Raw genomic sequence first — 24,426 nt, forward strand, 5'->3', positions numbered from 1 at the left:
ACCCGCCGGATGGCAGCCCGTAGGATGGGCAAAACAAGCGCCGATCAGGGTGATTTCAAGGTGCGGTTATGCCACGGAAGTTTCCCGGCCGCGACGGCTTGATCGGATGCACCAAGCGCCGCATGCCCATCGATGATGGGTACCTCCCGGCAGGCAGACGGCGTGCCCAATCAGATCCCTCGCTGCGCTCGGAATGACAAGTGGTAGGCTGGGTTGAGGAGCGAAACCCAGCCCGTAGGGCGGGTCAGGCGCGTGGGCCAGGCGCCGTGATTGCAGCGGCGGTGGGCGCGCCGTCACCCGCCGGGTGGCAGCCCGCAGGGTGGGCTGTGTCCACCAGGCTAAATTCCGGTAATCGGAAAATCGATCGCTGCGAATCACGCAAATCCTCGCGAATGGATTCGCGCCGATTCGCGTGATTCGTCGTTTTTTTTCGAAGTCCTAACGCAAGTACGGGCCTTCTTCGCCGATCCGTCCCGGGCCGTTGAGGACATAGATACCGGCGGAGTTGGCACGCACCTGGAAGGAGATGGTACCACCGCCGATCCGGAGCTCATTGCCGGTGACGGCGTCCCGGTAGGTACCGTTGCGGACGTTGCCGACGCTGATGTTCTGATCCGAGCCGACGGCGAGCCCGACCACGCAATAGCTCTCGCCGTTGTTGTGGTCGCGCACGAAGCTCATGCCGCTGCCCCACTCTCCCACGCGGCTCATGGGGGCCTTCTGCAGGGCGGGGATCGCCCGGCGGATCTGATTGAGGCGCCGGATATGCCGGTACAGGGAATGGCTTTGGGTCTCGGGGAGGCGCTCATCGGTCAGCTGGTCGCCGAAGTAGGCGCGGCCGGTGGTCTCCAGGGTGTCATTGTTGCTGATGATGTCCTGGGGCGCGGCGCGCATGAAGGCAATCTCCTCGCCCTGATAGAGGCAGGGGATGCCGCGGATGGTCCAGAGTAGGTTGTAGGCGGCGGCCGCCATCCAGTCATCGCCCTGGAACCGGAAGCGGAAGTCGTTGTCGGGACCCACGTCGTGGTTCTGGAGGAAGGTTACAAGCTGGGTAGCATCGCCGTAGACCCAGTCGTTTGCGAGGATGCCGCCGATGCCCCCGTAGTGGCCGCGACTCACATTGTCGCGGAAGGTGGAGAAGAGTCCGAAGTCGAGCACCGAAAAACCCGAGTCCCCGCCCGAATTGGGATTGCGCGGGTCGCCCCCCAGGCGTGTGTACCACCAGGGGCGGATGGTCGAGGGGCCATTGTCATCGCCGAACAGGTCGCCCCAGCCGGTGCCTTTGACCAGGTTCTCGCCGAAGACGAACAGCCCCGGCTTGTGGGCCTTCCAGGCGTTGACGTATTCGAGCAGGTTGCCGCGCTCGATGTGTTTGACGGTGTCGATGCGCAGGGCGTCGACGCCCATGTCGAGATAGCGGTTGATGGCGCCGATCAGATAGTCCTTGACCACCTGGTTCTCGGTGTTGAGGTCGATGCAGTCGCCGGCCATGTGACGGCTCTGCAGGGGCCATTGGGATTCCCAATCGCCACCCATGACGAAGCCTTCCTGGTGGTACCAGGTGGGGTCCAGGCGCGTGGCGTCGATGCCGAAGAAGCGGTTGGGGTTGTAACCCGGGTTGGGCACGCGGGCGCCGGTCAGGGGATCGGTCAGGGGTTCGGTGCCCTGGGGGTCCCGCTCCTGGCGCTCACGGAACCAGGCAGGGGCCACGGGATTGTCGTTGTCCGCCCGGGCGGGGTGCGTGTAATCGCCGAGATTGCCCTGGTAGGGCCCGTTGTCGATGCGCCCCTGCTGGGAGCCCTGGGGCACGTAGTATTTGATGGGCAAGTGGTCGATCCACACCTGGCCGCGGATGCCGTACTGGGAGGAGTGGTTGATGACCACGTCCTGGATGATCTTGATGCCGCGGGCGTGGGCCTCGTTGATGAGGTCTTGATAGGTGGCATCGGGGGACTCCAACCGCGGGTCGATGCGGGTCCAGTCATAGGCGTGGTAGCCGTGGTAGTCCAGCCCGGAGCGGTTCTCTACCGGCGGCGTGATCCAGATGGCGGTGAAGCCGAGATCCCGGAGGTAATCCAGGCGTTGGATGAGGCCGCGGAAGTCGCCCCGCCAGTGGGGGTCTTCCGCCTCGCCGGTTTGTAGGTTGAAGCGGATGCGGTCGCGGCAGAAATAGTTGTTGCTCGGGTCGCCGTCGTAGAAGCGGGTGGTGATGAGGAAATAGATGGTCTCCGCGCGGAAATCACCGGGGGCCACGCTGGGACCGATGTTGAAGTAGAAGCTGCGCCGGGTCCGGTTGCCGGCGCCGTCCACCACCAGGAACCGCACGCTGGTGGTGGCGGTGATGGGTATGGCCGGGCCGGCCAATCCGTCCGCGGCGTTTCCTGCCACATAGACGGATGCGGATAGGCCAGGCTCGCTGCCGTCGAGGGTGAAGTAGGCGGTAATGGGCGCGGGTCGGTTGTCGCGCACGGTAAACACCGCATCGATGGGGTCCGCATGGGTCCCACTGTCGTGACTCGAGGTGATGACCGGGCGCTCCAGGTCGGCGTTCGGGTCGATGGTGTAGGTGAAGGTGCGGATCTGACCCTGCTCGCCCGCGCTGTTGACGCCGATCACTGCCAGGGTTGCCGTTCGATCGACGCTAATGGGTCCGGCATAGCGTGGGGATGCGGTCGTGGGTTCCGTACCATCCAGGGTGTAGAAGAAGCTGTCGTCGTCGTTCGAGCCTTCGAGGATGACCTGTTGGGCCCGGTTGTAGAGTCCGCCGCGGAGGCTCGCCCGCACTACCGGGATCTGGGGCCGCTCCGGGTTTTCGTCGTACCAGGTGTTGCCGGTGAAGAACCAGCCGTCCCGCTCCCGGCGCAGGTTGCCGGTCTGGCGGCCGGCGCCGTCGTTGAAAACCATGTCAGCGGCGTCCGCGCCTTGCCATGTAAATGCAAACCAGTCATTCCCCTCCGCCGTCATGGGCACCCCCGGCCAGGTGGTCGGTGCATCCCCTGGTGCCGTATTCCAATGGTGGACGTTGATGGCCTCACCCCAACCGACGGGGCGTTTGAAATGGACAGTGAGTGACATGTTCCTATCCTCCTCGATGCGTGGCCACGGCGGTAACACCGCCGGGTTCATTCCGATTTGAACTTCCTGCCTACCGGTAGGTATCGCAACGGACGATACCTGTGCGGATCATGGTGCGTGGGCGTCTCGCTCCTCTCAAGAAAGCTTGAAAAATTTCCTCCCGGCAATTTTCAGTGAAAATCTCAATGAGGATCAGGGTGCCATTATGGATGACGACATCCAGCTCCACCTGCCCGGGCCGCCCGAACAGCGTCCCTTCGTGGGTAGTGGTAAATTTCTAAATGGTTGGCGTAGAGCGGTTCATCATGCCCCATTGTCTGATTTGATCCCCTCTCCCCAACCCCTCTCCCGGCGAGGGCGTCGCAAAAGCCCCGCTCCCGGTCTCTGGTTCCCACGCGGCGCCTGGGAACGATAAAACTAAGCCTGACTGATGACCAGTTGGACCGGCAACTCGGCATTCAGGTTTTACCCGATAGCCGGAAGGGCCAACGAAATATCGGTGGTCCCGGGAGCCGACAGAATGTCGGCGGTCCCAAGGGCCGACAAGATGTCGGCGGTCCCAGGAGCCGACAAGATGTCGGCGCTTCCGGGGACGCGAGTCCGGCTGGGACCGCTGTCTTTCAGACGGCTTACGGACCCCATGACCAGCTGTCGGCAACGCTCAGAGCAGACGCCTTCCGGGCCACACCGGATAACGCCGCACAGCCGGCAGGTTTGATTCCCGTGTATACACCGGCCTGATGCGCTCCGCGGCGCGGAGCTTCCAGGTTCCCACGCAGCGCGTGGGAACGAGAATGACCGCGTCGGGCGTCACCTTTTACGATACCCTCGGTGGGAGAGGGAGCGTAACGTATGGCGTGCCCAACCCACTGCGAGTGGCACTGTTTCCATTTGAACCTTAACCACTACCCCATTGTGTTCATTTGCGTTATTCGCGGCTAACGCTTCCGTGAAGATCCTATTAGTCGCAAGGTAGTGGGGGGTCCTCATCGGACCGGTACCTCCATGGAATCGGCATAGAGCTCGATCCCCAAGTCTTTACCGACCTCTTTGGCCCGTGGGTCGATCATGGGTGAGATCACGATGAGCCGTTGCGCTTGGCGCTCGTGGCGACGCTCGTAGAAGCGCGCCTTGCGCTCGAAGATATGCATATCGGCCTTACTGACGGATGATTTGATCTCGATGAGGATCAGGATGCCGTTATGGATGACCACATCCAGCTCCACCTGCTCGGGCCGCCCGAACACCGTCCCTTCGTCGTCGAATTCGTTGACGTTGATGACCGCTACCCCGAAACTCTTTTCCAGGATCGCCGCCAAGGCATCACGAAAGGAGCGTTCGGTATTGAGCCCCCAGCGTGCTCCAAGGGCACCGATGCTGCGGTCGACCTTGGCAACAACGGCCATGATTTCTTCATGCAGCCGTTCGGATTCCCGCTTGTTTTCCTGGACGTGCGCTTCCCACTTGCGGGTATTCTCCTCCCATCTTCGCTTGTCTTCCGCTCGTTGCTCTTTCCACCTGCGGGCATTCTCTTCCCACTTGCGGGTATTTTCTTCCTCTCTTCGCTTGTCTTCCGCCCGTTGCTCTTCCCACCTACGGGTATTCTCTTCCCATCTTCGCTTGTCTTCCGCCTGTTGCTCTTTCCACTTGCGGTCGCTCCGTTCCCGATCGCGGCGCAGTTCGTCCAACATCTGTTCGATACGTCCGTCGGTGCGGTCACGATCGGCGAACCGTTCTCGGCCAAGCTCGGTGATCGAGTCGCAGATTTTCCGGTCTTCCTGTAACAGAACGGGCAGTTCCTGACGGATCAAGTCGCGAACGGTGGTTTCGGTAAGCATGGGCTGGGTCATGACATTTATCCGATCTTCTTTCTTGGCGTGATTGGCGGACCCTTCAGGTCGGCACCCGAGTCACTAGTCTAGTCCGTCTCTGCCCAGCATCCGAATTTTCTGCCGTAATTGTTCAACACCTCCATCGTTTTGCCATCCATGGTACCTATCCATGGCACTTGGGATTCCGGCAACACCTACCGACAGACAACCACGCGGTGCCTGCAATGGCATTATCCCCTTCACCACCCGTGTCGCCGCAGGCCCCGTTCCAGGGCCTCGATCAGGACGCGCCCGCACTCTACGGAAGAGGCGGTCGAACGGCTGGTGAGGAAGGGCCAGTCCAGGATGACCGAGGTACGGCGCCCGACATTGCCGTGAAAGCCGCCCTCCGGGCCAACCGCGTCGCGCAGGATGTATTCCAACGGATAGAAGGGCGGGCCGAAGTTGATGAAGCCGTCGCCGAAGCCCCGGTTGGTGCCGTCCACATCATGGGGTCCGGCGAAGGCGGTACCGTCCAGATAGTCGTACTCGATGACATGGCCGGTGACCTGTTTGCCCCGGATCAGGCATTCCCGATCGTCGATCTCGCGGGCGAAGGGCAAGCAGGAGACGCCGTAACACTCGCAGACCACCAGCTTGTCCAGCTGCACGAAGCCGATGATGAGGTCATGCAGGCGCTGGTTGTTGGCCAGATCCACCAAAGCGCCGCTGCCGCCGACGATCACCAGGGCGTCATACCGGGCCAGATCCTGCTCGCGAATCTCCTCGCGGCGGGCATAGTAGGCCTCCATGTCCCGTAGGTAGGTGGCCGAGCTGGGATAGGGCCGGACCGGGAGCCACTCCGCCAGGTTCAGCGGGTTGTGAAGCCGGTCGGAGGCCTCGATGGCACGGGTCTTCTCCGCCATTTCTTCCGAGACGACCGAGCGCCCGAGGGGTGGGTCGATGAAGCCGGGGCTCATGCTCACCGGGTGCGCCAAGGGCCGCTGGCCGGTGGGGGTGACGAAGCTGACCCCGTAACCTTCGGCATCACAGGCCTCCAGGGGTCCCACCAGCTCCTCGCCCCAATAGCCCCATTCGGACAATACGAATAGAATCTGTTTGCTCATTGATTTCTCCTTCTATGGCCTGTACCCAATACCTATGTTTGTTGGGCACGCCGCCGTCCCTGGCGGCTTTGCCCAACCTACCTACTAGGGTCCCGGTGCCGTCATCAGCGACGGTATAGCGTCCGGCGTCGGTACCCGGAACGAACTGCCGCAGAGTGACCGTCTCTCCTTGTGCGTTGGCGACGTTCTCCTTATCGCCAAGCGCTGTAACGCCGCCTCGGCACATTTGGGGGGCTCCCTCCGGGCGCGGCGAGCTTAATCAGGGAATTGTTTGCTGATGCGGCTGGTTGCCAGACCGCCCGTGGGTAATAGGTCCCTCAGGAACCAGAAATACTCCTGGGCGACTTTGACGCCGCCGATCACCTTCGCGCGAGTGACCACCAGATCGGCGACTGCTCCGACTTCATACTCCTGTGCCGAGGTAATGGTGCCGATGCCGTTTTCACCGATCGTATACTGCCCCGCTGGGGTGTCGAACGTGACGAAAACCCGCTCACCGAAGTTCGCCCCAGGGAAGTTCTGGACATTGGATGCGTTGGTTCCGCCCTGACCATCGAAAGTGATATACCCAGTACCTGAGACAGGGGATAGGCCACCGTAGGCGAACCCGACGCCCGAGTAAGTGCCGCGCAGACTCTCGAGCCCGAACACACCCTCATCAGGCAAGCGCGTCAGGAACGTCGTGACAAGGCCCCCTGTCGCGGGATCAAGGCCTTCTTGCATTACTGTCAGGCTTTGCGCCATGGCCTCGGTGCTCGAGGTCTCGGCCTGATTAATCATGAACCGGGCGGCGGTGGTCAACACTATGCCGTCGCCATAACGGTACACGATTTCTGCCCGGCCAAAGCCCAAGCCGGACTCATCGACGGTAAGGGTTCCCTCCACCGAACCTTCCTGAACCTGCCGTTCCTGATAGGTCCGCCCAGGCATATTGGTAATGATCTGCCCCGAAATGTTTCCTTGGCCTTCGAACCGAAGCATGCCGATCGAGGCGCCCGGCACCCGACCTCTTTCGGCAAGGCTGGTCAACGCGTACAGGCCTCGGATACTGGCATTACTGAATGCTCCCGACTTCACCATAGCAAACCTCCAAAATATTCACCTTACGGCTTTTTCCGTGTTCATCCTCATCCGAACTTTCCGCCTATCGGCGGGTATCGCAAACGGCGACACCCGATACGGTCCGGCCCTGTAGATCAGGCCAAGGCACGTTCGAGCTCACTCGCCGATGCAATGCAGGAATGCGCACCGATCCCGATCCAGCCGGCCTGGTCTCAGTCCGAAATCCGCCGCACGACGCCGGTAAAGTGCGCGCCGTTGATCGGGACCGGAGCGCGCACCATGAAACGGTACTCCTCGGCCCGGGCCTGGCCTGCGCTGAGGCTGACGCGGGTAATCAGCAGCAACACACCACCCCCGGCTAGGGTCCCGGTGCCGTTATCAGCGATGGTATAGCGTCCGGCGTCGGTACCCGGAACGAACTGCCGCAGAGCGACCGTCTCTCCTTGTCCGTTGGACACATTCTCCTCCGAGAACTCCCCTGAGCCGTCGTAGCGCAGCACACCGAAACCGGCCATCGGCGTTTGGCCGCCGCGACCGACGGCAAAACCGGTGTAACGACCGTCCAGGCTGGCATTGCCGTACCGGGCCTCCGCGGGCCGCAGCCATCCGACGCCGGTCCGCAGGCTACCGCTGGCCGGATCCAAGGTCCGAAAGATGAGGGCGATCTCCCGGACGCCGGGGCCGGAAGGGTGGTCGGTGACCTCCCGCACCGCGAGGTAGCAGTCGACCTCATCCGAGTCCTCGGGGTGAAGGGTGCCCAATCCATTGGCGTTTACCCGGTAGCGTCCCCGGTAGGGTTGTCTCACAAGCTCCCGCTCGCCGAAGGTCGGGCCGACCCGACTCTCCGTGAAATAACCACTGACAGTGCCTGTCCCATCGAAGCTGATCAGGCCAAGGGCCGCATAGGGCGCGTAGCCACCCTCTCCCTCCATTGCGACCGCATAGGTCCCGGTCAGGCTCGCAGCTGTGAAAACATAATCAGTCACCTCGATTCCTCCATTCTTGCGGCCGGCACACCTGAGCGTATAACCGCAGAGACGCTGAGGACGCAGAGAACGCGATCTCTGGCTCCCACGCTCCAGCGTGGGAGCGAATCCTTGACGCTCCAGCGTCATGTAACCCTTGTCCCGACGAAGGGGGGATTGGCCGCTGGAGCGGCCACACTTGCGTTCCCACGCTAAAGCGTGGGAACGAGCCGAAAAAAGGATTCCGCACTCGGGCACAGCGACCATGCCGGGTTTCGTCCCTCAACCCAGCCGACCCCCTATCCACAGCCCAACCGCAGCCTGGTCGCAAACGCCCTGCGCCCTGTGCGTCTCAAGCGGTTAATCAATCTCCCTGCATGCCTATCTCCATAAGGGGCATCCTAGGGCTATCTTGCCGGCTTACCGGGCAGTCGCTTGGAGACCCTGGTGATGACCAGATCTCCGGTCAGCGGATGCAGGTCGTTGGTAATGAAGAAATACTCCAGCGCGACCTTGAGATCGCCGTCGGCGCGGGCCCGGCTGATGACCAGATGGGCTTGACCGCCGGGGGCGATGATCATGCCGGTTCCGTCCGGATTGACCGTATAGCGACCGTCGGAGGTGTCGAAGGTGGCATTGCGGCGTTCGCGAAAGCCGGAGCCCGGCAGGTTCTGGATGTCGACCGCCGTGAAACGGCCCTGGCCATCGAAGTTGACCGCGCCGATCCCGATGGCGGCGGCCGGCGTCCGGCTACCACGGCCGATGCCAGGTCCGCCGTAGGTCCCCTGGAAGCTCGCCAGCGAGAACTCGCCGCCGTCGGGATAGCGGACTGCCTGCACCATGTTCAAGGCGCCTGTCACCGGTTCGAAGCCGTCCTCCATCAGTGAAAGCTCTTGGGCAACCAGGGTTTCGCCCACGAGCTCGGCTTTGGTGATGAGGATGGTGGTCGTGACCTCGCGGGTGAAACCTTGCGTGAAACTCACGGTCGCACGGGAGGAGCCGTAGCCCGAGCCGTTTTCGTCCACCACGTAAGTACCTTCCAGTGAGGCCTGCATCACTTGACGTTCACCGAATAATTGCCCGACGCCGTTTACCGTGATATTGCCGGTAAATCGGCCCGTACCGGAGAAACGGAACACCCCGATGGCGGCACTCTCACCGTGCCCGCCGGTGCTTACGCTGGTCACGGCGTAGGCACCCTCGAGGCTCGCCGTGGTGAACCCTTCGTTGAGAGTCGGCAGCATGGATGTCATGGTCTTGCCTCCTTATCCGAGTTCACTGGCGACCGCCGCGCCGGACGGCGCGAGACCAAGCTGCCGGAAGATGCTGATGCTGTCGGAGTTGAACCAGCGCTCGGCGATCCGGCCTGCGGCGAGGCGAAAGATGGCGATGCCTTCCCAGCTCAGCTCGTGGCCGGTTCCCGCTACGCCGAGGAAATTCCCTCCGTGTCGGCAACGCATCGTCCCCCGTACCCCGACCAGATCTCCTTCGGCTATGATCTCGTGCAGGCTCACGTACAGACCCGGTAGGATGCCGTGGACCGCCCCAATGCTCTGGCGCAGGGTCTCCCGGCCCCGGGGGCTACCGAACAAGGCCTCACCGTGATCGATGAAGTCTTCCACCATCACCTCGTCCAGTACTTCCACCCGACCTGCGCCCATCACCTCATCGTAAAAGCGCCGTACCACTTGCTTGTTGTCTTCGCTACTCATGAGTTGTCACCTCCATGCCGAGTAGTTGGATTTAACCGAGGGGTGCTACCAGGCCGAGCTGTTGCCGGATGCCGAGTTCATCGGGAATGGCCCAACCTTCGGCGATCTTGCCCTCGGCGACGCGCACCACGCCGGTGACCGTAAACCGGAGCGCCGTTCCGGAAGCCGACACGCCATAGAGCGGACCCCGCTGGGTGCCGGTTCCGAGCAGGTGCAGCACGACCCGGTCGCCTTCGGCAAACAGGTGCTCGACGGCCAGGTGGAGATCCGGAAGCGCGGAACGGACCCGGTTCACCCAGGCCGTGCAACCGTCCTGCCCGTAAGTGTCGAAGTCGGAATTGCGCGGATGATGACGGCGGAAGTTCGGGTGGATCAGCTCGCCGATCACCTCCTCCCGACCACCGTTCCACACCTCCTGGACGCAGCGGCGCACCAGTTCCTTGTTGTCCTCAAGACCCTTTTCGTTACTCATCTCAGTTAACTCCCCTTGTTCTCGATATCCTTCTCGTTGTCCATCCTAGTCGGTTCTTTACCTTACCTATCCGAGCCCGGCGATCAGGCTCATACCTCAACCCACACCGACACCGACCCGCCATTGCAGGGAAACACCCCACTGCCGTTCCCATCGCTGGTGATGGTGTCGGTGATATGGCCGGTGATATCTCGAAACGCGGCATTGTGCCGACCGACCAACATGGTCTTGTCACCGCCGGGGCCATCGCTCATGACCACGGCCATGGCCTTGGGGTGTTCCTCGTCCCCCAGGCGGGTCCAGCCGACCACATTCTCGTGATCGAAATAGTCCTGTTGCGGGCCGTAGGCGTGGTCACGACGGGCCGCCAACAGGGCATCCAGGACCACCCGGTGCGAGGTCCGTCCCGGTGTTCCGTAGTAGTCACCGTAGAACACACAGGGGTAGCCCTGATCCCGCAACAGGATGAAGGCATAGGCCAGCGGCTTGAACCAATCGGCCACATCCTCGTCCGGATTACGGAAGACGTCGTGGTTGCTGACGAAGGTGACCGCCCACTCAGGGCTCTGCGCCACCAGGGTGTTGTGCACCAGGTTGCGCATATCGAAACTGCCGTTGCCGTGGGAGACCGCGCGCAGATTGAAGAACAGCGGAAAATCGAACAGGGACATGCGCTGGCCGGTCTGCTCCAGGAAGCGACCGAGGGTCGCCGGATCCCCGGTGAAGTGCTCACCTACGGAGAAGAACGCCTTGGCGGGGAAACGTCTGCGCAAGGCATCGAGCCATTCATTGAAGAAGAAGGACCGGACATGCTTGACCGCGTCGAAGCGGAAGCCGTCCACATCCAGGGTACGCACGATCCATTCGCCCCAGGCGTGCAGATCCGCGCGCGCCTCCTCGGAATCCATGTCGATGTCGGCAAACAGCAGGTAGTCGTAGTTGCCGAACTCCCCGCCTACGGGGGTATCGAAGCCTTTCTCACGCAGCCGATAGATGGTACCGATGGAGCGCGTGAGCTGGTCATAGTCCACGGCATCGAAATGCCACCAGCGCCACTTGAGGCTGGAATACCGATCACCGCGACCGGGGAAGTCGAAGACGGTCCAGGTCTCGATCTCCCGTTCCTCCCCCACTGTCTGGTTGCGGTTGTCGGGATTGACCGGGGTGCCGCGCACCCGCTCGGTGGCGTCCGCACCTCCCTTATGGTTGAAAACCACGTCGATATAGACCCGGAGCCCTGCGGCATGGGCCCCCCGCACCCCGGCCTCCAGCTCGGCCCGCGTCCCATACTTGGTACGCACCGAGCCCTTCTGGTCGAATTCGCCCAAATCCCACAGATCATAGGCGCCGTAGCCGACATCCGATCCACTCGTACCCTTAGTGGGCGGAGGCAACCAGAGTGCCGTGATACCGGCCGCCGCCAGATTGCCGGCCTCCCTCTCGATTTGGTTCCACAGGGTCCCGTCGGCGGGAAGATTCCAATGAAAGTACTGCATCATGGTGTCGTTGTTTGCCATGGTCATGCTCCTTCCTTGTCTTAGTGAAAAGTGATGAGAGTTGAGGCAGTCCGGAGCCTTTTGTTAAGCAGCCTCTTCCTCTCGCTTGCGACACTTTCCTCAGCGCACAATGCGGTACGCAAACATCGGGTTTCCCGTAGCGCCGTAGATCCGGATCCACAAGGGCAGCAACATCTCCATGCCGCGGGCATTGGTGATGTCCCCCAGATCAAGCACATCCTGCCAGCCGAACCATTCCTTGAGATAGCCACTCACCTCGGTCCTGGCCTCGGTGTCGTTGCCGGCTACGAACATGGTGTGTTGGCCGCCCTGCAGCTGACCCGGCTCGATCATCAAGGCCGCGTTCACGGTGTTCAGGGTCTTGACGACCTTGGCAAGTGGGAATTTGCGCTGGATCTGCTCACCCAGGGAGTCCTTATTGCAAATCGCCAGTGAGGGGGGCATACCCTGCGAGAAGTCCAGGGGGTTGGAGACATCGATCAGGAGCTTGCCGTCCAGATTGGCTGCCCCGGTGGCCTCCAGAGCCTCCAGACAGGCGATGCCCAGGGTGGCATTGATGACGAGCTCGGCGCCGCCTGCCGCCTGGGCGAAGGGCTCGAGACCAACCGCGGGATAGTCCTTGCGCCAGACCGCGACCGGCGGTTTCCCGAACAGATCGGGCTCGGTGCGTTTCAGGGTGGCCTTGGGATCACGCGTGCCCAGCGTGACCTGGTGGCCCAGGGTAGCGAGCTTGCCGGCCAGTGTCTTGCCGACGATTCCGGTTCCGATGACTGCGATTTTCATAGGCCTATTTCCTGTCAGTCGATTACACGCCGTACTGGTTGTTGAGCCGAAAGCCGAACATTTACTACTACCGGCCAGGCGTCCTCGATCTGCTCGGGGTGCCCGCCAGTTCATTCAATTGTGTTTCCGCTGCCTCCAAAACTTCTTCAAAACTAGCCGTATTGGGCGTCCCCCGGCTATGGAGATCGATAAAGGTAAGAGGAGGATTTCTATTCACATCGATAAAGCCCTGAGGGTCCACGACACCGTGCCTGCTCGCATTCCTCAAACCCTCGATAACAGTCTCCAGTAACTTGCGATTTGTAATCTTTCTAATCTCATTGATTAATATTCTTTCTCCACCCGGTTTGCTCAGCTGAAAAAAACGGCCGGATACGCGCGTAGAACGCAGTCCACCAATGGTTCTCGTATGAGTGCCGTCCTGTAATTGCGCGGTAAATTTCGCCGTATTCGGAACCGGCACTCCTTTGGCCTCGGCGATTTTGTATATGCCCAATACGTTGTAAGGATTGGTCCTACCCCCGAATACTTTGTAAACGTGCCTTGTAGTTATATATACAGCACCTTCTCGAGACGGGACTTCTCTCTCGACCGATTCACCTGCAATACGCATGACACCCTCCGTTTCACTCGATAGGCCCAGGGACAGGGCAGGCCCCGGGCGTTCCCGCAGGCCTGCCGTTGGCTCCCACGCTCCAGCGTGGGAGCCAAATCCAGACGCTCCAGCGTCATGAAACCTGGTCCCGAGCGGAGCCAGGGATCTCGGCCGCTGGAGCGGCCACAACGGCATTCCCACCTGTCTGCATGCAGGGACGCACAGGCAGGCGCTGAAGCGTGGGAACGAGCCATCATGAAATGCGGCGCTTGCGGCTCGACAATAGGGCAGCAGCTACGGCTCATAGCGTCTCCGAGACACTCCGCGGCGCGGAGCTTCCGCGTTCCCACGCAGCGCGTGGGAACGAGAGAATGCAACGATTCGTGTCCATTCGGGGTCCTTGTTTCCGGTTTTTGTGCGCAATCGGATAACCGCGGTTATTGCCGCTGGAAGACCAGTACGCTGTTGGCCGCCAGGCGTGGTGTGAACACCCCACCTAAGGAACGGATTCCGCCCGCGTTGCCCAGGCCACTGCCCCCGTATACCGAGGCGTCGCTGTTCAATAGCTCCCGCCAGGTGCCGTCGGCGATGCTGCCGTTGCGTATCTCGTAGCCAGCGGGGAAATCCCGATTGCTGAGACTGGCGACGACTAAGAAATCCTCGGGACCATCCCAACGGCGAAACACCAGCAGGCGGTCGGCATCGTGCACATAGACGACCTCGATATTGGCCGACCGCAGGGCCGGTGACCTAAGTCTCAGCCTGATGGCGTCTTGGTAGAAGCGAAACAGCCGACTACCGACCCCTTGCCGCAGCGCTTGAAAATCCTCCCGGTGCGCCAGAAAGTCGTCGTAGCGGTAGGGCTCGGAGGCGCCGACTTCCTCTCCCATGAGGAACATGGGCACGCCGGGGCCGAGCAGTGTGACCCCGGCGGCGAAACAGGTGCGGGCCTCGGCATAGCGCCGCGTCTCGCCCGTCAACTGAGCGCCGTTGACGGCGACCACCAGGGTACGGGCCGAATGCACCTCCTGACCGCCTTCCTGATAGTAGGAATTACCCGCTTCGTCGTGGGACTCGTGGTAGACGACCCGCTGCTGCGCCGACGCCGCCAAGACCCCGGCGAACCAGCTCATGTTGAGGCTGCGATCGTCGCCGTAGCCGGCGAATTTCAAGAGTCGGGCGCGACTGGCGTCATTCTGGGCGTCGCCGATCAGGTGATGGTAATAATCGGCGAACCACACGGCATCGAAGCCCAGACCGCCGTTCTCGTTGGACGCGGTGACCAGGGGCCAACCCGAGTGGTCCTCAGCGGTGAGAAAGAGGTTGGGCTTGATGAGCTTAAGGGTACGGGTCCATTCGCGCAGGAACTTGGCCCCGAAGATGCGGGCATTGTCCGCCGCCCGTCCGTCGGCATGCACGACGGCATAGCTGTGAATGGAGGTGGTCTGGTCGACGCGGAAGCCGTCCAGGTGGAACTCGGCCACCAGCTGGGCGGCGGAGGAGATGAACAGCTTGCGCACCATTTCTTCCCAATAGCGCGGTGCGTAACCCGTCGACATATTGTCGATATAGCCGCCGTCGGCGCTGGGATAGTCGTCGGGCCGACCCTCGTACCAGTAGTAGATATTGCGCTCCGGAGCGGTGGAATCATAGGCCCACTGGGCGCGCTCACCGTCGTGGGTATAGTGGTTGTAGACCACATCCAGCAGCACGGCGATACCGCGCCGGTGGCACGCGCGCACGAAGTGCTTGAACTGGTCGCGTCCACCCGCCGCGTATTCCACCGCCAGATAGTGGGAGGTGCCGTAGCCCCAACCGGACCAGCCCTCGAACTCCGAGGTCGGCATCAGCTCCACGCAGTTGACCCCGAGCTCCACCAGATAGTCCAGCAGGTCGATGGCGTCCTCCAGCAACCCACGCTCGCGCCGACCGAACCCCAAGCCGTCCACGTGCAGCTCGTAGATGACCAGATCCTGCAACCGGGTCGGTAGGGGCTTCTCGGGATCGAACTCGTCTTTCCAGAAGTCGGTTTCCTCTACCCAGTCCGTCTCCGGCCATACCGGCCGGCCCTGGGCGTCCAGTTGCCGAAACGGCCGGCACACGCCCTCCGGGTCCACCACCACGGAGCAGCTCTTGGTGCCGTCCACCTCGGAGCGGTTGCCGTTCCAGGGGGCATCGTCCGCGGGATTCACCCGACCAGTGCCGATCTGGCAGCGGGAATAGAGGTCCGTGCGGTAGGCCACCGAGCCGTCATCGCGGGTAATGCGGTACATATAGGGCTGGTGGTCGAACGCGGCGAAATCCGCCAATGCGGGCTCTACCGCGCCGTCGGTGAACCAGATACCGGTTTCGTCTTCCTTGTGCAGGGCAACCCTGGGAAACCGCTCGTTGATGCCGCGGCCATCGGGGTAGATATAGCCGCTTTCCCGATCGCCGAAGACCAGCTCCACCTCCCGCGCATGGGGGGCCCAGACGGCGAAGCGGATTGCAGGCTTGGTGCGATCCTCGATAAAGAGCTTGTTGGCGCCGAGGCGACGGCAGTGGGTGAGGTAATAGCATTCGGTCTGGTCGATGCCCTGCAGGGTGAATACCTGTTCGCGCGCGTCCGCATCGGTCGCGCTCACCTCCGTGGGGATACCCCAACGGTCCGGGGTAGTGGCCGTGTCGACCGAGACCCCCCACCGAAATATCTGCCCGATCTGGCTGTCGTCCAGCTCGACGGTGACCCGGAAGGCCGGGCAACCGTCGTTGGCCGTGAATTCCTGCATGGGGGTAAAGCGCCAATCCTCGGCAAGGCGGCCGGAGCTGTCCCAGGTGCCGCCTAAGCGCGCATTGGTGAAGAGTTGCGGCTTAAGGCCGGTACGATATTCGAAATGGACTGGAATGAGTGCCATGGATGCATCCTCCGAATTGATGAAGTTATCCTGTCGAAATCGGTCCGGCACAGCCGTACCGAAGCAGCGATAACAAGGGAATTATTTTTTGCCGCAAATGAACGCCAATGAACGCAAATCGGTCGTAATCGGTTCACTATCATCGACGTAACCGTTCAGCCCCCTCCGGATTTCAGTTCAATGCGAACGCAACCCCTTGCTTGTCATTTCGAGCGCAGCGAGAAATCTTATGCCCAAACAACACCCTTACGTCGTAATGATTCAGACCCCCACTGGTTTGCCATCCCTGGCACCTGGATTCCGGCATTCCCTGCCGGAATGACGCGGTGGGGGCTGAACGATTACCTCTTGATCTGGTTGCGTTCATTTGCGGCTAAATCTTCCATGAAGATCCTGCTGGTTCAACGAATGGAACTTGCAGGCCCACGCCGGTCACAAGGGTGGCGGGTCTTCCTGATCCCGGTAGCCCTGGGTGATCTGAACCAGATTGCCGTCGGGATCTCTCAGCCACGCCGAGCGCCAGCCCGGAATGAAATCGTCGAAGCTCAGGGGCCCGAACGCCAGGTCGGCATCCCCGCCCATGGCCGCCAGCTTGGCGTCCAGGTCCGCTACCTCGAACGAGAAGTTACGCACCCCCGGCCAGGGGTAGCCGTCATTGCTCGGCGGCCTCAGCGGATTCCCGAGCGTGGCGCGGAACAGCTCCAGGTAGACGCCGGGGCCGCGTAGAAAGACGATCCGATTGTCCTCACCTAGGGGCACGACCCGCGCGCGTGTGAAGCCGAAGTGCTCGGTGTAGAAACGCTCGGTCGCGATCGGGTCCTGGCAGGTGAGCGAGATATGGTGGAACCTCAAATCGGCCATGTTTGTCTCCCTCTAGTCGGTTCGCGCTCGTTCCCACGCTCCAGCGTGGGAATGTCGTCTTGTCCGCTCCAGCGGACTGTGCCTCTCTGGGCTGACAGGGGATTGGCTGATGCCGACCTACCTGGTCGCTGGTCGACGCTGGAGCGTCAAGATCCCTCCTCCGTCGGGACAAGTTTGCTCCCACGCCGGAGCGTGGGAGCCAACAGTACACGGTGGGCACAGCCCACCCTACATCCGCTATTGCCGCCCGTCGGCCTTGACCAGATCCGCGGCCTTCTCGCCGATCATGACGATGCCGGCGTGGCAGTTACCGGACGGCACCGCCGGCATGACGCTGGCGTCCGCGACGCGCAGACCCTCGATACCGTGCACCTTCAGCCGCGGGTCCACCACCGCCAGTGCATCGAGGCCCATGCGGCACGAGCCGCACTGGTGGTGGTAGGACTCGGCGAACCGGCGCACATAGTCTCCTAGCTGCTCGTCGGGATAGTCCGGCCCCGGCAGCACCTCCGCCTGTACCCACTCGCTCAAGGCCCGGGTCCCGTACAGGCGTCTGGATAGCCTTACCGCATCGGTGAGGCGCTTAAAGTCGGATTCGCACGCCAGGTAGTTCGGATCGATGAGCGGCGGCACCAGCGGATCAGGGCTCGCGAGCCGCAGCCAACCACGCGAGACCGGCCGCACCAACCCCGGCAACATCACCATGACGCTCGCCCGGTCCGGCTCGCCCGCTTGTTGGGGGTCGCCGTGAACGAAGGCCATCTGCAAATCGGGGCCGGGCCAACCCGGATCGGATTTATGGAACAGGGCCGCCTCGCTCATACCTTGGACCGGGTCGGGGATGCGCCGGCTCGCCGTGGCGATGACCGGAACCAGGATATGATTGTGGAAGTTCTCCCCGACGCCGGGCAGATGGTGCAGGAGCGGAATACCCAACCGGGCCAACTGCTCGCCGTCACCGATGCCGGACAGCAACAAGAGTTTCGGCGAGTCGATGGCACCGGCGCAGACCACCACCTCCGCACGTGCGGCCAGCTGCTTGGTCTCATTGCTCTGGCGGTACTCGAGACCCGTACAGCGGCGCCCCTGGAAGGTGAGCCGCGTCGTCTGCGCCTCGTCGATGAGGGTCAGGTTGGGGCGGCTTTCCAGCGCCGGATATAGGTAGGCATTCGCCATATCGTGGCGCTTGCCGTCCTTGATGTTGAGATGGTGCCAACCCGCCCCTTCCAGCTGCGGGCCATTGAAGTCCTCGGTGCGCCCAAAGCCGAGCTCGTCGCAGGCCGTAAGAAACGCCTCCGAGGTCGGATTCGGCTCGTGCAGGCGCGCCGCCTGCAGGCGCAAGGGGCCGTCTTTGCCCGCGATGGGGCTGGTATCGTCTTCCTGATCCTCCAGCTTCTGGAAATAGGGCAGGACGTCGTCGTAGGCCCAGCCCGGACAACCGTTATAGGCCCAATTGTCATAGTCCGAGCGGTGGCCGCGGATGTGCATGAGGATATAGAGATTGCTGGTACCGCCGGGCAGCCTGCCGCGCGGCTCCGGTATCCGACGCCCGTTGAGGTGCGGCTGGGGCACACTCTGGTAGGCCCAGTCCACTGGCGAGTTCTGGACGAAGCCCCAGCGCCAGGGCGTGGCGATGTCTTCCTGCACCTGGGGTGGCACCTCGCGACTGCCGGCCTCCACCACGGCGACCTGAACCCCAATGTCCTCGCTCAGACGCGCGGCGACCGCACAGCCCGCCGAACCGGCGCCGACCACGATGTAATCGAAGGTATCCATAGACTTTGCTCCGGCTGCTCGGAATTTATTGATCGGTAAAGGGCCGGAACGGCACGCTGTCATGGATCGTCCGCATATAGACGATCTTGCCGTTCTGCACCTGGAAGTAATTGGCGCCGATGACCTGCCGTTCCGGCGTATCGGCATAGGCGATGGGCGTGCCGGCGGCGTTGGCTGCCTCGCACCGCCAGATCACGCAGGCGGCGTCTCCCTCGACGACCAGGCGCTGGGGGTACATGTTGAACTTGGAGTAGCCGGTGGAGATGGCATCGATAGCGCCCCGCAGGACGTCGATGCCGGCGAAGTGTCCGGCCAGCTGTTCGTCACCGACCACATCGTCGCTGAACAGGGTCAGCCACTCCTCCCAGGCCCCGCGATTAACGCAGTCATAGTATTTCTCGATGATATTTTGGGTATCCATGTTCCTTTCCCTTGGCGTCACTTTCGATTCGCTGTCATTCGGCTAGGTGGGGCATCCCTGCCCCGTTTGGGCACCTTGAATCCTTCAAGGTGTTTTTTGCCGTTGTGGCCGCTCCAGCGGCCGAGATCCCTGGCTCCGCTCGGGACAAGGTTTTATGACGCTGGAGCGTCTGGATTTGGCTCCCACGCTGGAGCGTGGGAGCCAGAGGCGCGTGGGAGCCAGAGGTCATTCGACTAGGTGGGGCATCCCTGCCCCGTTTGGGCACCTTGAATCCTTCAAGGCGTTTTCCGACAGGTCAGGCCCAGAAGGCGTCGTACTGGGTGGTCCCATCACCGAAGATGGCTCCGCGGCCTTCGATGACCTTGCCGTCCCGCCACTTGAGAAAGTGGACGACGTCGATATTCAAGACGCGATCCGGCTCCTCCGCCCGGCTCCCCCGGTTATGGGTCACATCGGCCGAGAAGTCGTCGGCGAACATGACGGCGATGGGGTCCATGCGAAAGCTGTTGCCGGACAGCCGGCCCACCTCGGCCATGAAGCCGATGAACGCGTCCAGATCGTCCTTCCAACCGGAAAGGCGGTTGTGTCCGGGTACCAGCCAACGCATGTCTTCGGCCCAGTGTTCGGCGATGCGGTCCCGTTCGCCCGTAGCCAGGGCATCGTAGGCGGCCTTAACCTGTTCTGCGGTAATCAGCGCCATATCCTTATCCTCATCTTGCCTTCAGTCCCGGGCCAACCGGTCCGGGATCGGCGCCAGTTGGTAGACCGCGTTGAAGAAGTTGTCCACCGCGTATTGGTCGCTGATGTATACCTGCACTTCGGCGATGCGGCCGTCCTTGATCTGGTAGTGGGTGCAATTGAGGGCATTGAGGGTGACCTGAACCTGGTTGCCGCCCGCATCGCTCACACTGGTCGTGCCGCGACCGCGATGGACCTCCACCACGGTGGTCTCGCCGAAGCTGTCGATGCCGGTGGCAGGGTCGCTTTGGGGGTCCAGGGTGACCTTGATATTCGCCTGCCTGAGCTCGGCGAAGAAGGCGAGCACCTCCTCCGCCCCGTACTTGGTGCCCGCCAGGGGATGACGGCCCGGCAGGTTCCACACCAGATCGGGCGCGAAGACCTCCCGCCGTATCGTGTCCAGATCGTCACTGTTGAAGCAATCGTACATACGTTGCACGAGGGCCAGGTTGGCTTCCTGATTGGTTGTGTTTGCCATCTCTCCTTCCTCTCCTGTGGTATTGAAATTGCCCTATAGGCGGGGCGAACCGGGCATGGGACGCAGCGCATTGACGACATAGCGCAGGATGACCGGCTGTCCCGTCGCGGGCGAACGTTCCATGACCCAATCCTGATCGACATCGAACCCGATCCACTCACTGTGCGGGGCCGGCGCCTGCCAGCGGCGCGCCTGCCAGTTGACCCGTACCTTGACGAGCGCCTGCGGCCCCTCCCACGCAACCTCGACGCGGTCGAGCACGTGGACCTCATCGAAAAAGATGCGGACGACCCCCTCGTACCAGTCCCGGAAGGCCGCAACCCCATGCAGCGCACCTTCCGGCAGATCGAACGCTAAGCCCTCCGTGGCGACCATGGCTACCAGCTCTTCCGGCGGTGCATGGATATCCAGCTTGCGGTACCAGTCCCGCGCGAAGCGCTCGACTTCCTCCCGCGTGAGGGCCTCGGGGGGAGCGGTAATGGTTATCTCGTTCATATCGGCACCCGACTCCAGTGTCTTTTTTCATTCCTTCAACTCGTAGGCTGGGTTGAGGTACGAAACCCGGCAACTCACCTATTGATCCCCTCTCCCCAAGCCCCCTCGCTGCGCTCGGGGCAAGCTCTCTCCCGGCGGGAGAGGGGCTTGTTGGGCCAATGCATACATTCGTGTCCATCCGTGTCCATCCGTGGTTCCTGTTTCCGGTCTTTGTGCGCAGTCCGTAGGCTGGGTTGAGGTACGAAACCCAGCAACTCAGATCCTCTCCCCGGCGGGAGAGGGGCTTTAGACATCAGGAGCAGGGCACCTCGCCGGTGCAGGCACCGCGTACCGGGTCGTCCGGGCGTTGCACATTGCCTTCGAGCACCAGCTCGATGAGGTACGGTCCCTCATGCGTCAGCATCGCCTTGATCGCCGGCGCGATCTGTTCGGGTCGTGCCACCCGCTGTCCCGGCACCCCGTGGCCTTCCGCCAAGGCGACGAAATCCAGGTCGGGCGTGCCGATATCGAAGGCCGGCGGGAAGGCCGCCGAGTCGATTCCCAGGTCACTCCAGTAGTCCACCAGGTTCTGCTTCAGGAGCCGGTAGCTGTGGTTGTTGCACACCACGAACTTGGCGCCGACCCGATAGCGGGCCGCGGTCCACAGGGCCTGTAGCGTATACATAGCGCCGCCGTCGCCGGTGAATCCGACCACGGTACGCTCGGGATGGGCGAGCTTGGCACCCACGGCGCCGGGGATCCCCACTCCCAGGGTGCCGCCGGGGGTCTGGAAGAAGGTGCCCGGCGTTGCGGGCGGCAGCCAGCGGTTGAGCTCGGGGAGATGGGTGAGGGACTCATCAAAGAGGATGGCGTCCTTGGGCAACTGTTGCGCCAGCTCCTCGGCGAAGGCGGACATATACAGAGGTACTTTCGTGCGCCGGCTGCGATCCTGCTCCAATGTGTCGGCCCGGCTGCGCGCGTTCTCGGCCCCGATCGTTGCGGCCCGTGCCGCGGCGGCCGCCTTCTGCTCGGCGGTCATGTGGTCGGTGAGGGAGTCCGCCAGGGCCCGCAGGGTGAGCTTGGGGTCACTGACCAGGCCCAGGGTTACCGGGTGGTTCTTGGCGATGGCGTAGGCATCCAGGTCGATATGGATGATGCGCGCGTCGGAGCGGAAGGGGCTCTCCAGGAGGGGAAACACCTCGGGGAACACATAGGTCCCACAGATGATCGCCACGTCCGCGTCCTGCACCCGCGCCTGACTCCCTTCGCCGAACATATGGCCGGTCAGACCACAGTAGAGGGGATGGGTCCAGGGGATGTTGATCTCCGAGGCCATGAGGCCGTACACGCGCGCGCCCAGGACCTCCGCCAGCTGCGCCAGCTCCCCGTGGGCCTGTGAGTGAGCGACGCCGTCACCCATGAGGATGACCGGGTTGGTGGCCCCCTGCACCAGCTCCGCACAGCGGGCGATCAGCGCCGGCTCCGGCACCACCCGGGTCTCCGGCACCAGGGTCGGTATCACGGGCTCGTCGTTGGGTTGGTCGAGGATGTCTTGGGGAATGGCGAGGAACACCGGCCCCCAGGGTGGGGTCGCCGCCACCTTCAGGCACCGTCGCACCAGGCGCAGCAGGCTGCCGGGATGGATGGCCCGGGTCGCGTACTTGGTGACCGGACGCGCCAGCCCCACCAGGTCGACGGCCATGTGGGCCTCCATGGCATCCACCGAGACGCCGGCCTCACCGGCCAGCACCAGCATGGGCGTCTGCTTGCGCAGGGCATGGTAGAGACCGCTGGTGCCGTTCCCGAGCCCCACCCCACTGTGCAGCTGAACCACCGCGGGCCGCTGGGTCGCCTGGGCGTAGCCGTCGGCCACACCGACGATGGCTGCCTCCTGCAGGCCGTGGATATATTGGATCTCCGGGAAGCGGGTGATCTCGTCCAACAGCCCCTCTTCGCTGCTGCCCGGATTTCCGAACAGGTACCGGATGCCGTCCGCGTGCAGCTGTTCCAACAGCTTGCGGTGACCAGTGGGATTCGCCATGCCAGGTTCCTCGTGTTGAATGCCCGCTACCGACGGCCGGCTACCAGCCCCAGCGCCGCAGCGGCGGATCGCCGTCCAGGACCTCGATCATCTTCTGCCCCGTCAAGATGCTGTCCGGGGTGGAGCGTCCGGTGATGAAGGGGTAGTCGACGATGACACTGGTCGGGTGACCGAAGTTGCCGTGATAGCCGCCCTCGGGCCCGGTGGCGTCGCGCAGGATGAACTCCAGGGGATAGGGCGGCGGCCCCATGTTGAAGTCGAGGAAGCGGCCGCGGGACGCCACGAAAGCGGTACCGTCCTGGTAGTCATACTCCAGGCAGTGGCCGGTGACATGCTTACCCCAAATGATGCTCTCACGCAGGTTCATGTCCCGGGCGAAGGCGAGGCAGGTCACCCCGTAGCACTCCGCCCCTACCGGCTTGTCGGCCCGTAGGAAGGCCAGGATCAGGTCGTGCACCCGCTGGTTGTTGGCCAGGTCCACGATGGGCCCGGAGCCGCCGACGATGAGCAGGGCGTCGAAGGATTCGAGCTCGCGTTCGGCCTCCACCAGCTGCCGATTGTAGGCCTCGAGTCCCCGCACGAAGGTGGGGGCGGCAAAATAGGGCCGTTCGGGGAACCAGTCGGCCAGGCTGATGGGGCCGTCGAGCCGCCGGCCCTGCTCGGTGGTGGGGTCGTCGATCTCCCGTACCAGGGCGGCCATCTGGGCCGTGGTCACGGGCCGCTGCAGCGGCGGGTCGAAGAAATCCGGGTCCATGCTGACGGGGATGGCGTTGGGCCTTTTCCCCGTAGGGGTGCAGAAGTCCACCCGATAGCCGGCCCGGTCGAACTCTCCGAGGGGACCCACCAGCTCCTCGCCCCAGTAGCCCCATTCCGACAGCAGGATCAGGATCCGGCGTTGATCCGGGGTTACCGGCACCGCCGGGACCGGCTCATAGCGCGGGGCCGGCGGGGGATCGAGGATGCGGTCCTTGACCGCGTCCACCAGGGCCGCGCTGGCGTGCCACGAGTTGTTGGTAACCAGATCCCGGTCTACCACCACCTGCTGCTCGGCCGGGGTGCCGGGCGGACAGGGGGTATAGAGGGCACCGGCATTGATCACGTCGGCGAGCCCCACCTTGTTACAGATCACCTTGCGCCCGGCCAGCAGATCCGGTGACGGGGTCAACAGCCACAGGGCGTGGCAGGCCAGGCCCTTGATGATGCGCGGATCCGCCATGGCGCGGCGCAGGAAGTCGGCCGCCGGGACACTGCGCGCCACCTCGGCGGCATTGTCGGTATTGAGGTCTTCGCGCTCGCTCCAGCGCAGACGCACGCTGGTGTAGTTGGCTGACACGATGACCGCCGCATAGTCCTCGAGGTCGATGTCATCGAAATCGGTCGTTACCTCCAACCACTCGAGCGCGTCCACGACCCCCGGCTCGACCGTGCTGTAGAAGCGTTGCGAGGACTGTCCCCACAGGCGGGAGACCAGCTCGACCTCGGCCCCGTGCGCGGCGAACCGTTCCTGGTAGATCCGGATCTCGCCCGGTATGTACTGACTCTCAACGACTACCGCGATCTTCTTTCCCGCTAAAGGCTGTGTCATCTTCCTGTCCCTCTTCCAGTCCCGGACCCGACACCCTGC

Annotated in this window: 21 protein-coding genes; all 21 read right to left on the reverse strand. The window is 62.8% G+C overall.

Features of this window, described 5'->3' with window-relative positions:
* Positions 1-438: 438 nt before the first annotated feature.
* The 21 genes from E1958_RS05585 to E1958_RS05690 all read right to left on the reverse strand — a co-directional run bounded on the left by E1958_RS05585 (position 439) and on the right by E1958_RS05690 (position 24,387).
* Positions 439-3,075 (reverse strand): alpha-amylase family glycosyl hydrolase, encoded by a 2,637-nt coding sequence (locus tag E1958_RS05585; RefSeq protein WP_133510996.1) that lies wholly within the window; start codon positions 3,073-3,075, stop codon positions 439-441.
* A gap of 70 nt (positions 3,076-3,145) precedes the next feature.
* Complete coding sequence (locus E1958_RS21890) at positions 3,146-3,304, reverse strand: hypothetical protein (protein ID WP_165741599.1); 159 nt, start codon at positions 3,302-3,304, stop codon at positions 3,146-3,148.
* Positions 3,305-4,061: 757 nt separating this feature from the next.
* Positions 4,062-4,925: a PD-(D/E)XK nuclease family protein gene (locus E1958_RS05600; protein WP_243448313.1), complete on the reverse strand. Its 864-nt coding sequence runs from the start codon at positions 4,923-4,925 to the stop codon at positions 4,062-4,064.
* A gap of 221 nt (positions 4,926-5,146) precedes the next feature.
* Positions 5,147-6,013 carry a type 1 glutamine amidotransferase domain-containing protein gene (locus tag E1958_RS05605; RefSeq protein ID WP_133510998.1) on the reverse strand — a complete coding sequence of 289 codons (867 nt, stop codon included), beginning with the start codon at positions 6,011-6,013 and terminating at the stop codon, positions 5,147-5,149.
* A gap of 255 nt (positions 6,014-6,268) precedes the next feature.
* Complete coding sequence (locus E1958_RS05610) at positions 6,269-7,093, reverse strand: hypothetical protein (RefSeq protein WP_133510999.1); 825 nt, start codon at positions 7,091-7,093, stop codon at positions 6,269-6,271.
* A 194-nt stretch (positions 7,094-7,287) separates the two neighbouring features.
* Positions 7,288-8,061, reverse strand: a complete 774-nt coding sequence (locus E1958_RS05615) for a hypothetical protein (RefSeq protein WP_133511000.1) — start codon at positions 8,059-8,061, stop codon at positions 7,288-7,290.
* A gap of 386 nt (positions 8,062-8,447) precedes the next feature.
* Positions 8,448-9,293 (reverse strand): hypothetical protein, encoded by an 846-nt coding sequence (locus tag E1958_RS05620; RefSeq protein ID WP_089726785.1) that lies wholly within the window; start codon positions 9,291-9,293, stop codon positions 8,448-8,450.
* A gap of 12 nt (positions 9,294-9,305) precedes the next feature.
* Complete coding sequence (locus E1958_RS05625; protein ID WP_133511001.1) at positions 9,306-9,752, reverse strand: ester cyclase; 447 nt, start codon at positions 9,750-9,752, stop codon at positions 9,306-9,308.
* Between the two features lie 31 nt (positions 9,753-9,783).
* A complete protein-coding gene (locus E1958_RS05630) occupies positions 9,784-10,224 on the reverse strand; it encodes an ester cyclase (RefSeq protein ID WP_133511002.1) in 441 nt (146 codons plus the stop codon).
* A gap of 89 nt (positions 10,225-10,313) precedes the next feature.
* Entirely contained in the window at positions 10,314-11,741 is a 1,428-nt protein-coding gene (locus tag E1958_RS05635) for an alpha-amylase (RefSeq protein ID WP_133511003.1), read from the reverse strand.
* Positions 11,742-11,840: 99 nt separating this feature from the next.
* A complete protein-coding gene (locus E1958_RS05640; protein WP_133511004.1) occupies positions 11,841-12,524 on the reverse strand; it encodes an NADPH-dependent F420 reductase in 684 nt (227 codons plus the stop codon).
* A 67-nt stretch (positions 12,525-12,591) separates the two neighbouring features.
* Complete coding sequence (locus E1958_RS05645) at positions 12,592-13,137, reverse strand: hypothetical protein (RefSeq protein WP_133511005.1); 546 nt, start codon at positions 13,135-13,137, stop codon at positions 12,592-12,594.
* A 419-nt stretch (positions 13,138-13,556) separates the two neighbouring features.
* Positions 13,557-16,013, reverse strand: coding sequence for an alpha-amylase family glycosyl hydrolase (locus E1958_RS05650; protein ID WP_133511006.1), 2,457 nt, complete (start codon positions 16,011-16,013; stop codon positions 13,557-13,559).
* A gap of 432 nt (positions 16,014-16,445) precedes the next feature.
* Positions 16,446-16,874, reverse strand: a complete 429-nt coding sequence (locus tag E1958_RS05655; protein ID WP_133511007.1) for a VOC family protein — start codon at positions 16,872-16,874, stop codon at positions 16,446-16,448.
* Positions 16,875-17,111: 237 nt separating this feature from the next.
* Positions 17,112-18,650, reverse strand: coding sequence for a GMC family oxidoreductase (locus E1958_RS05660; protein ID WP_133511008.1), 1,539 nt, complete (start codon positions 18,648-18,650; stop codon positions 17,112-17,114).
* 25 nt (positions 18,651-18,675) lie between these two features.
* Positions 18,676-19,071, reverse strand: coding sequence for a nuclear transport factor 2 family protein (locus tag E1958_RS05665; RefSeq protein ID WP_133511009.1), 396 nt, complete (start codon positions 19,069-19,071; stop codon positions 18,676-18,678).
* Between the two features lie 295 nt (positions 19,072-19,366).
* A complete protein-coding gene (locus tag E1958_RS05670) occupies positions 19,367-19,771 on the reverse strand; it encodes a nuclear transport factor 2 family protein (protein ID WP_133511010.1) in 405 nt (134 codons plus the stop codon).
* A gap of 21 nt (positions 19,772-19,792) precedes the next feature.
* Positions 19,793-20,287: a nuclear transport factor 2 family protein gene (locus E1958_RS05675; RefSeq protein ID WP_133511011.1), complete on the reverse strand. Its 495-nt coding sequence runs from the start codon at positions 20,285-20,287 to the stop codon at positions 19,793-19,795.
* Positions 20,288-20,320: 33 nt separating this feature from the next.
* Positions 20,321-20,782, reverse strand: a complete 462-nt coding sequence (locus E1958_RS05680) for a nuclear transport factor 2 family protein (RefSeq protein WP_133511012.1) — start codon at positions 20,780-20,782, stop codon at positions 20,321-20,323.
* A 292-nt stretch (positions 20,783-21,074) separates the two neighbouring features.
* Complete coding sequence (locus E1958_RS05685; RefSeq protein WP_133511013.1) at positions 21,075-22,802, reverse strand: thiamine pyrophosphate-binding protein; 1,728 nt, start codon at positions 22,800-22,802, stop codon at positions 21,075-21,077.
* Positions 22,803-22,842: 40 nt separating this feature from the next.
* The gene (locus tag E1958_RS05690; protein WP_133511014.1) at positions 22,843-24,387 is read right to left on the reverse strand and encodes a type 1 glutamine amidotransferase domain-containing protein; all 1,545 of its coding nucleotides are present in this window, start codon (positions 24,385-24,387) and stop codon (positions 22,843-22,845) included.
* Between the last annotated feature and the right edge of the window lie 39 nt (positions 24,388-24,426).

Source organism: Candidatus Thiosymbion oneisti, assembly GCF_004359955.1.
Lineage (GTDB): Bacteria > Pseudomonadota > Gammaproteobacteria > Chromatiales > Chromatiaceae > Thiosymbion > Thiosymbion oneisti.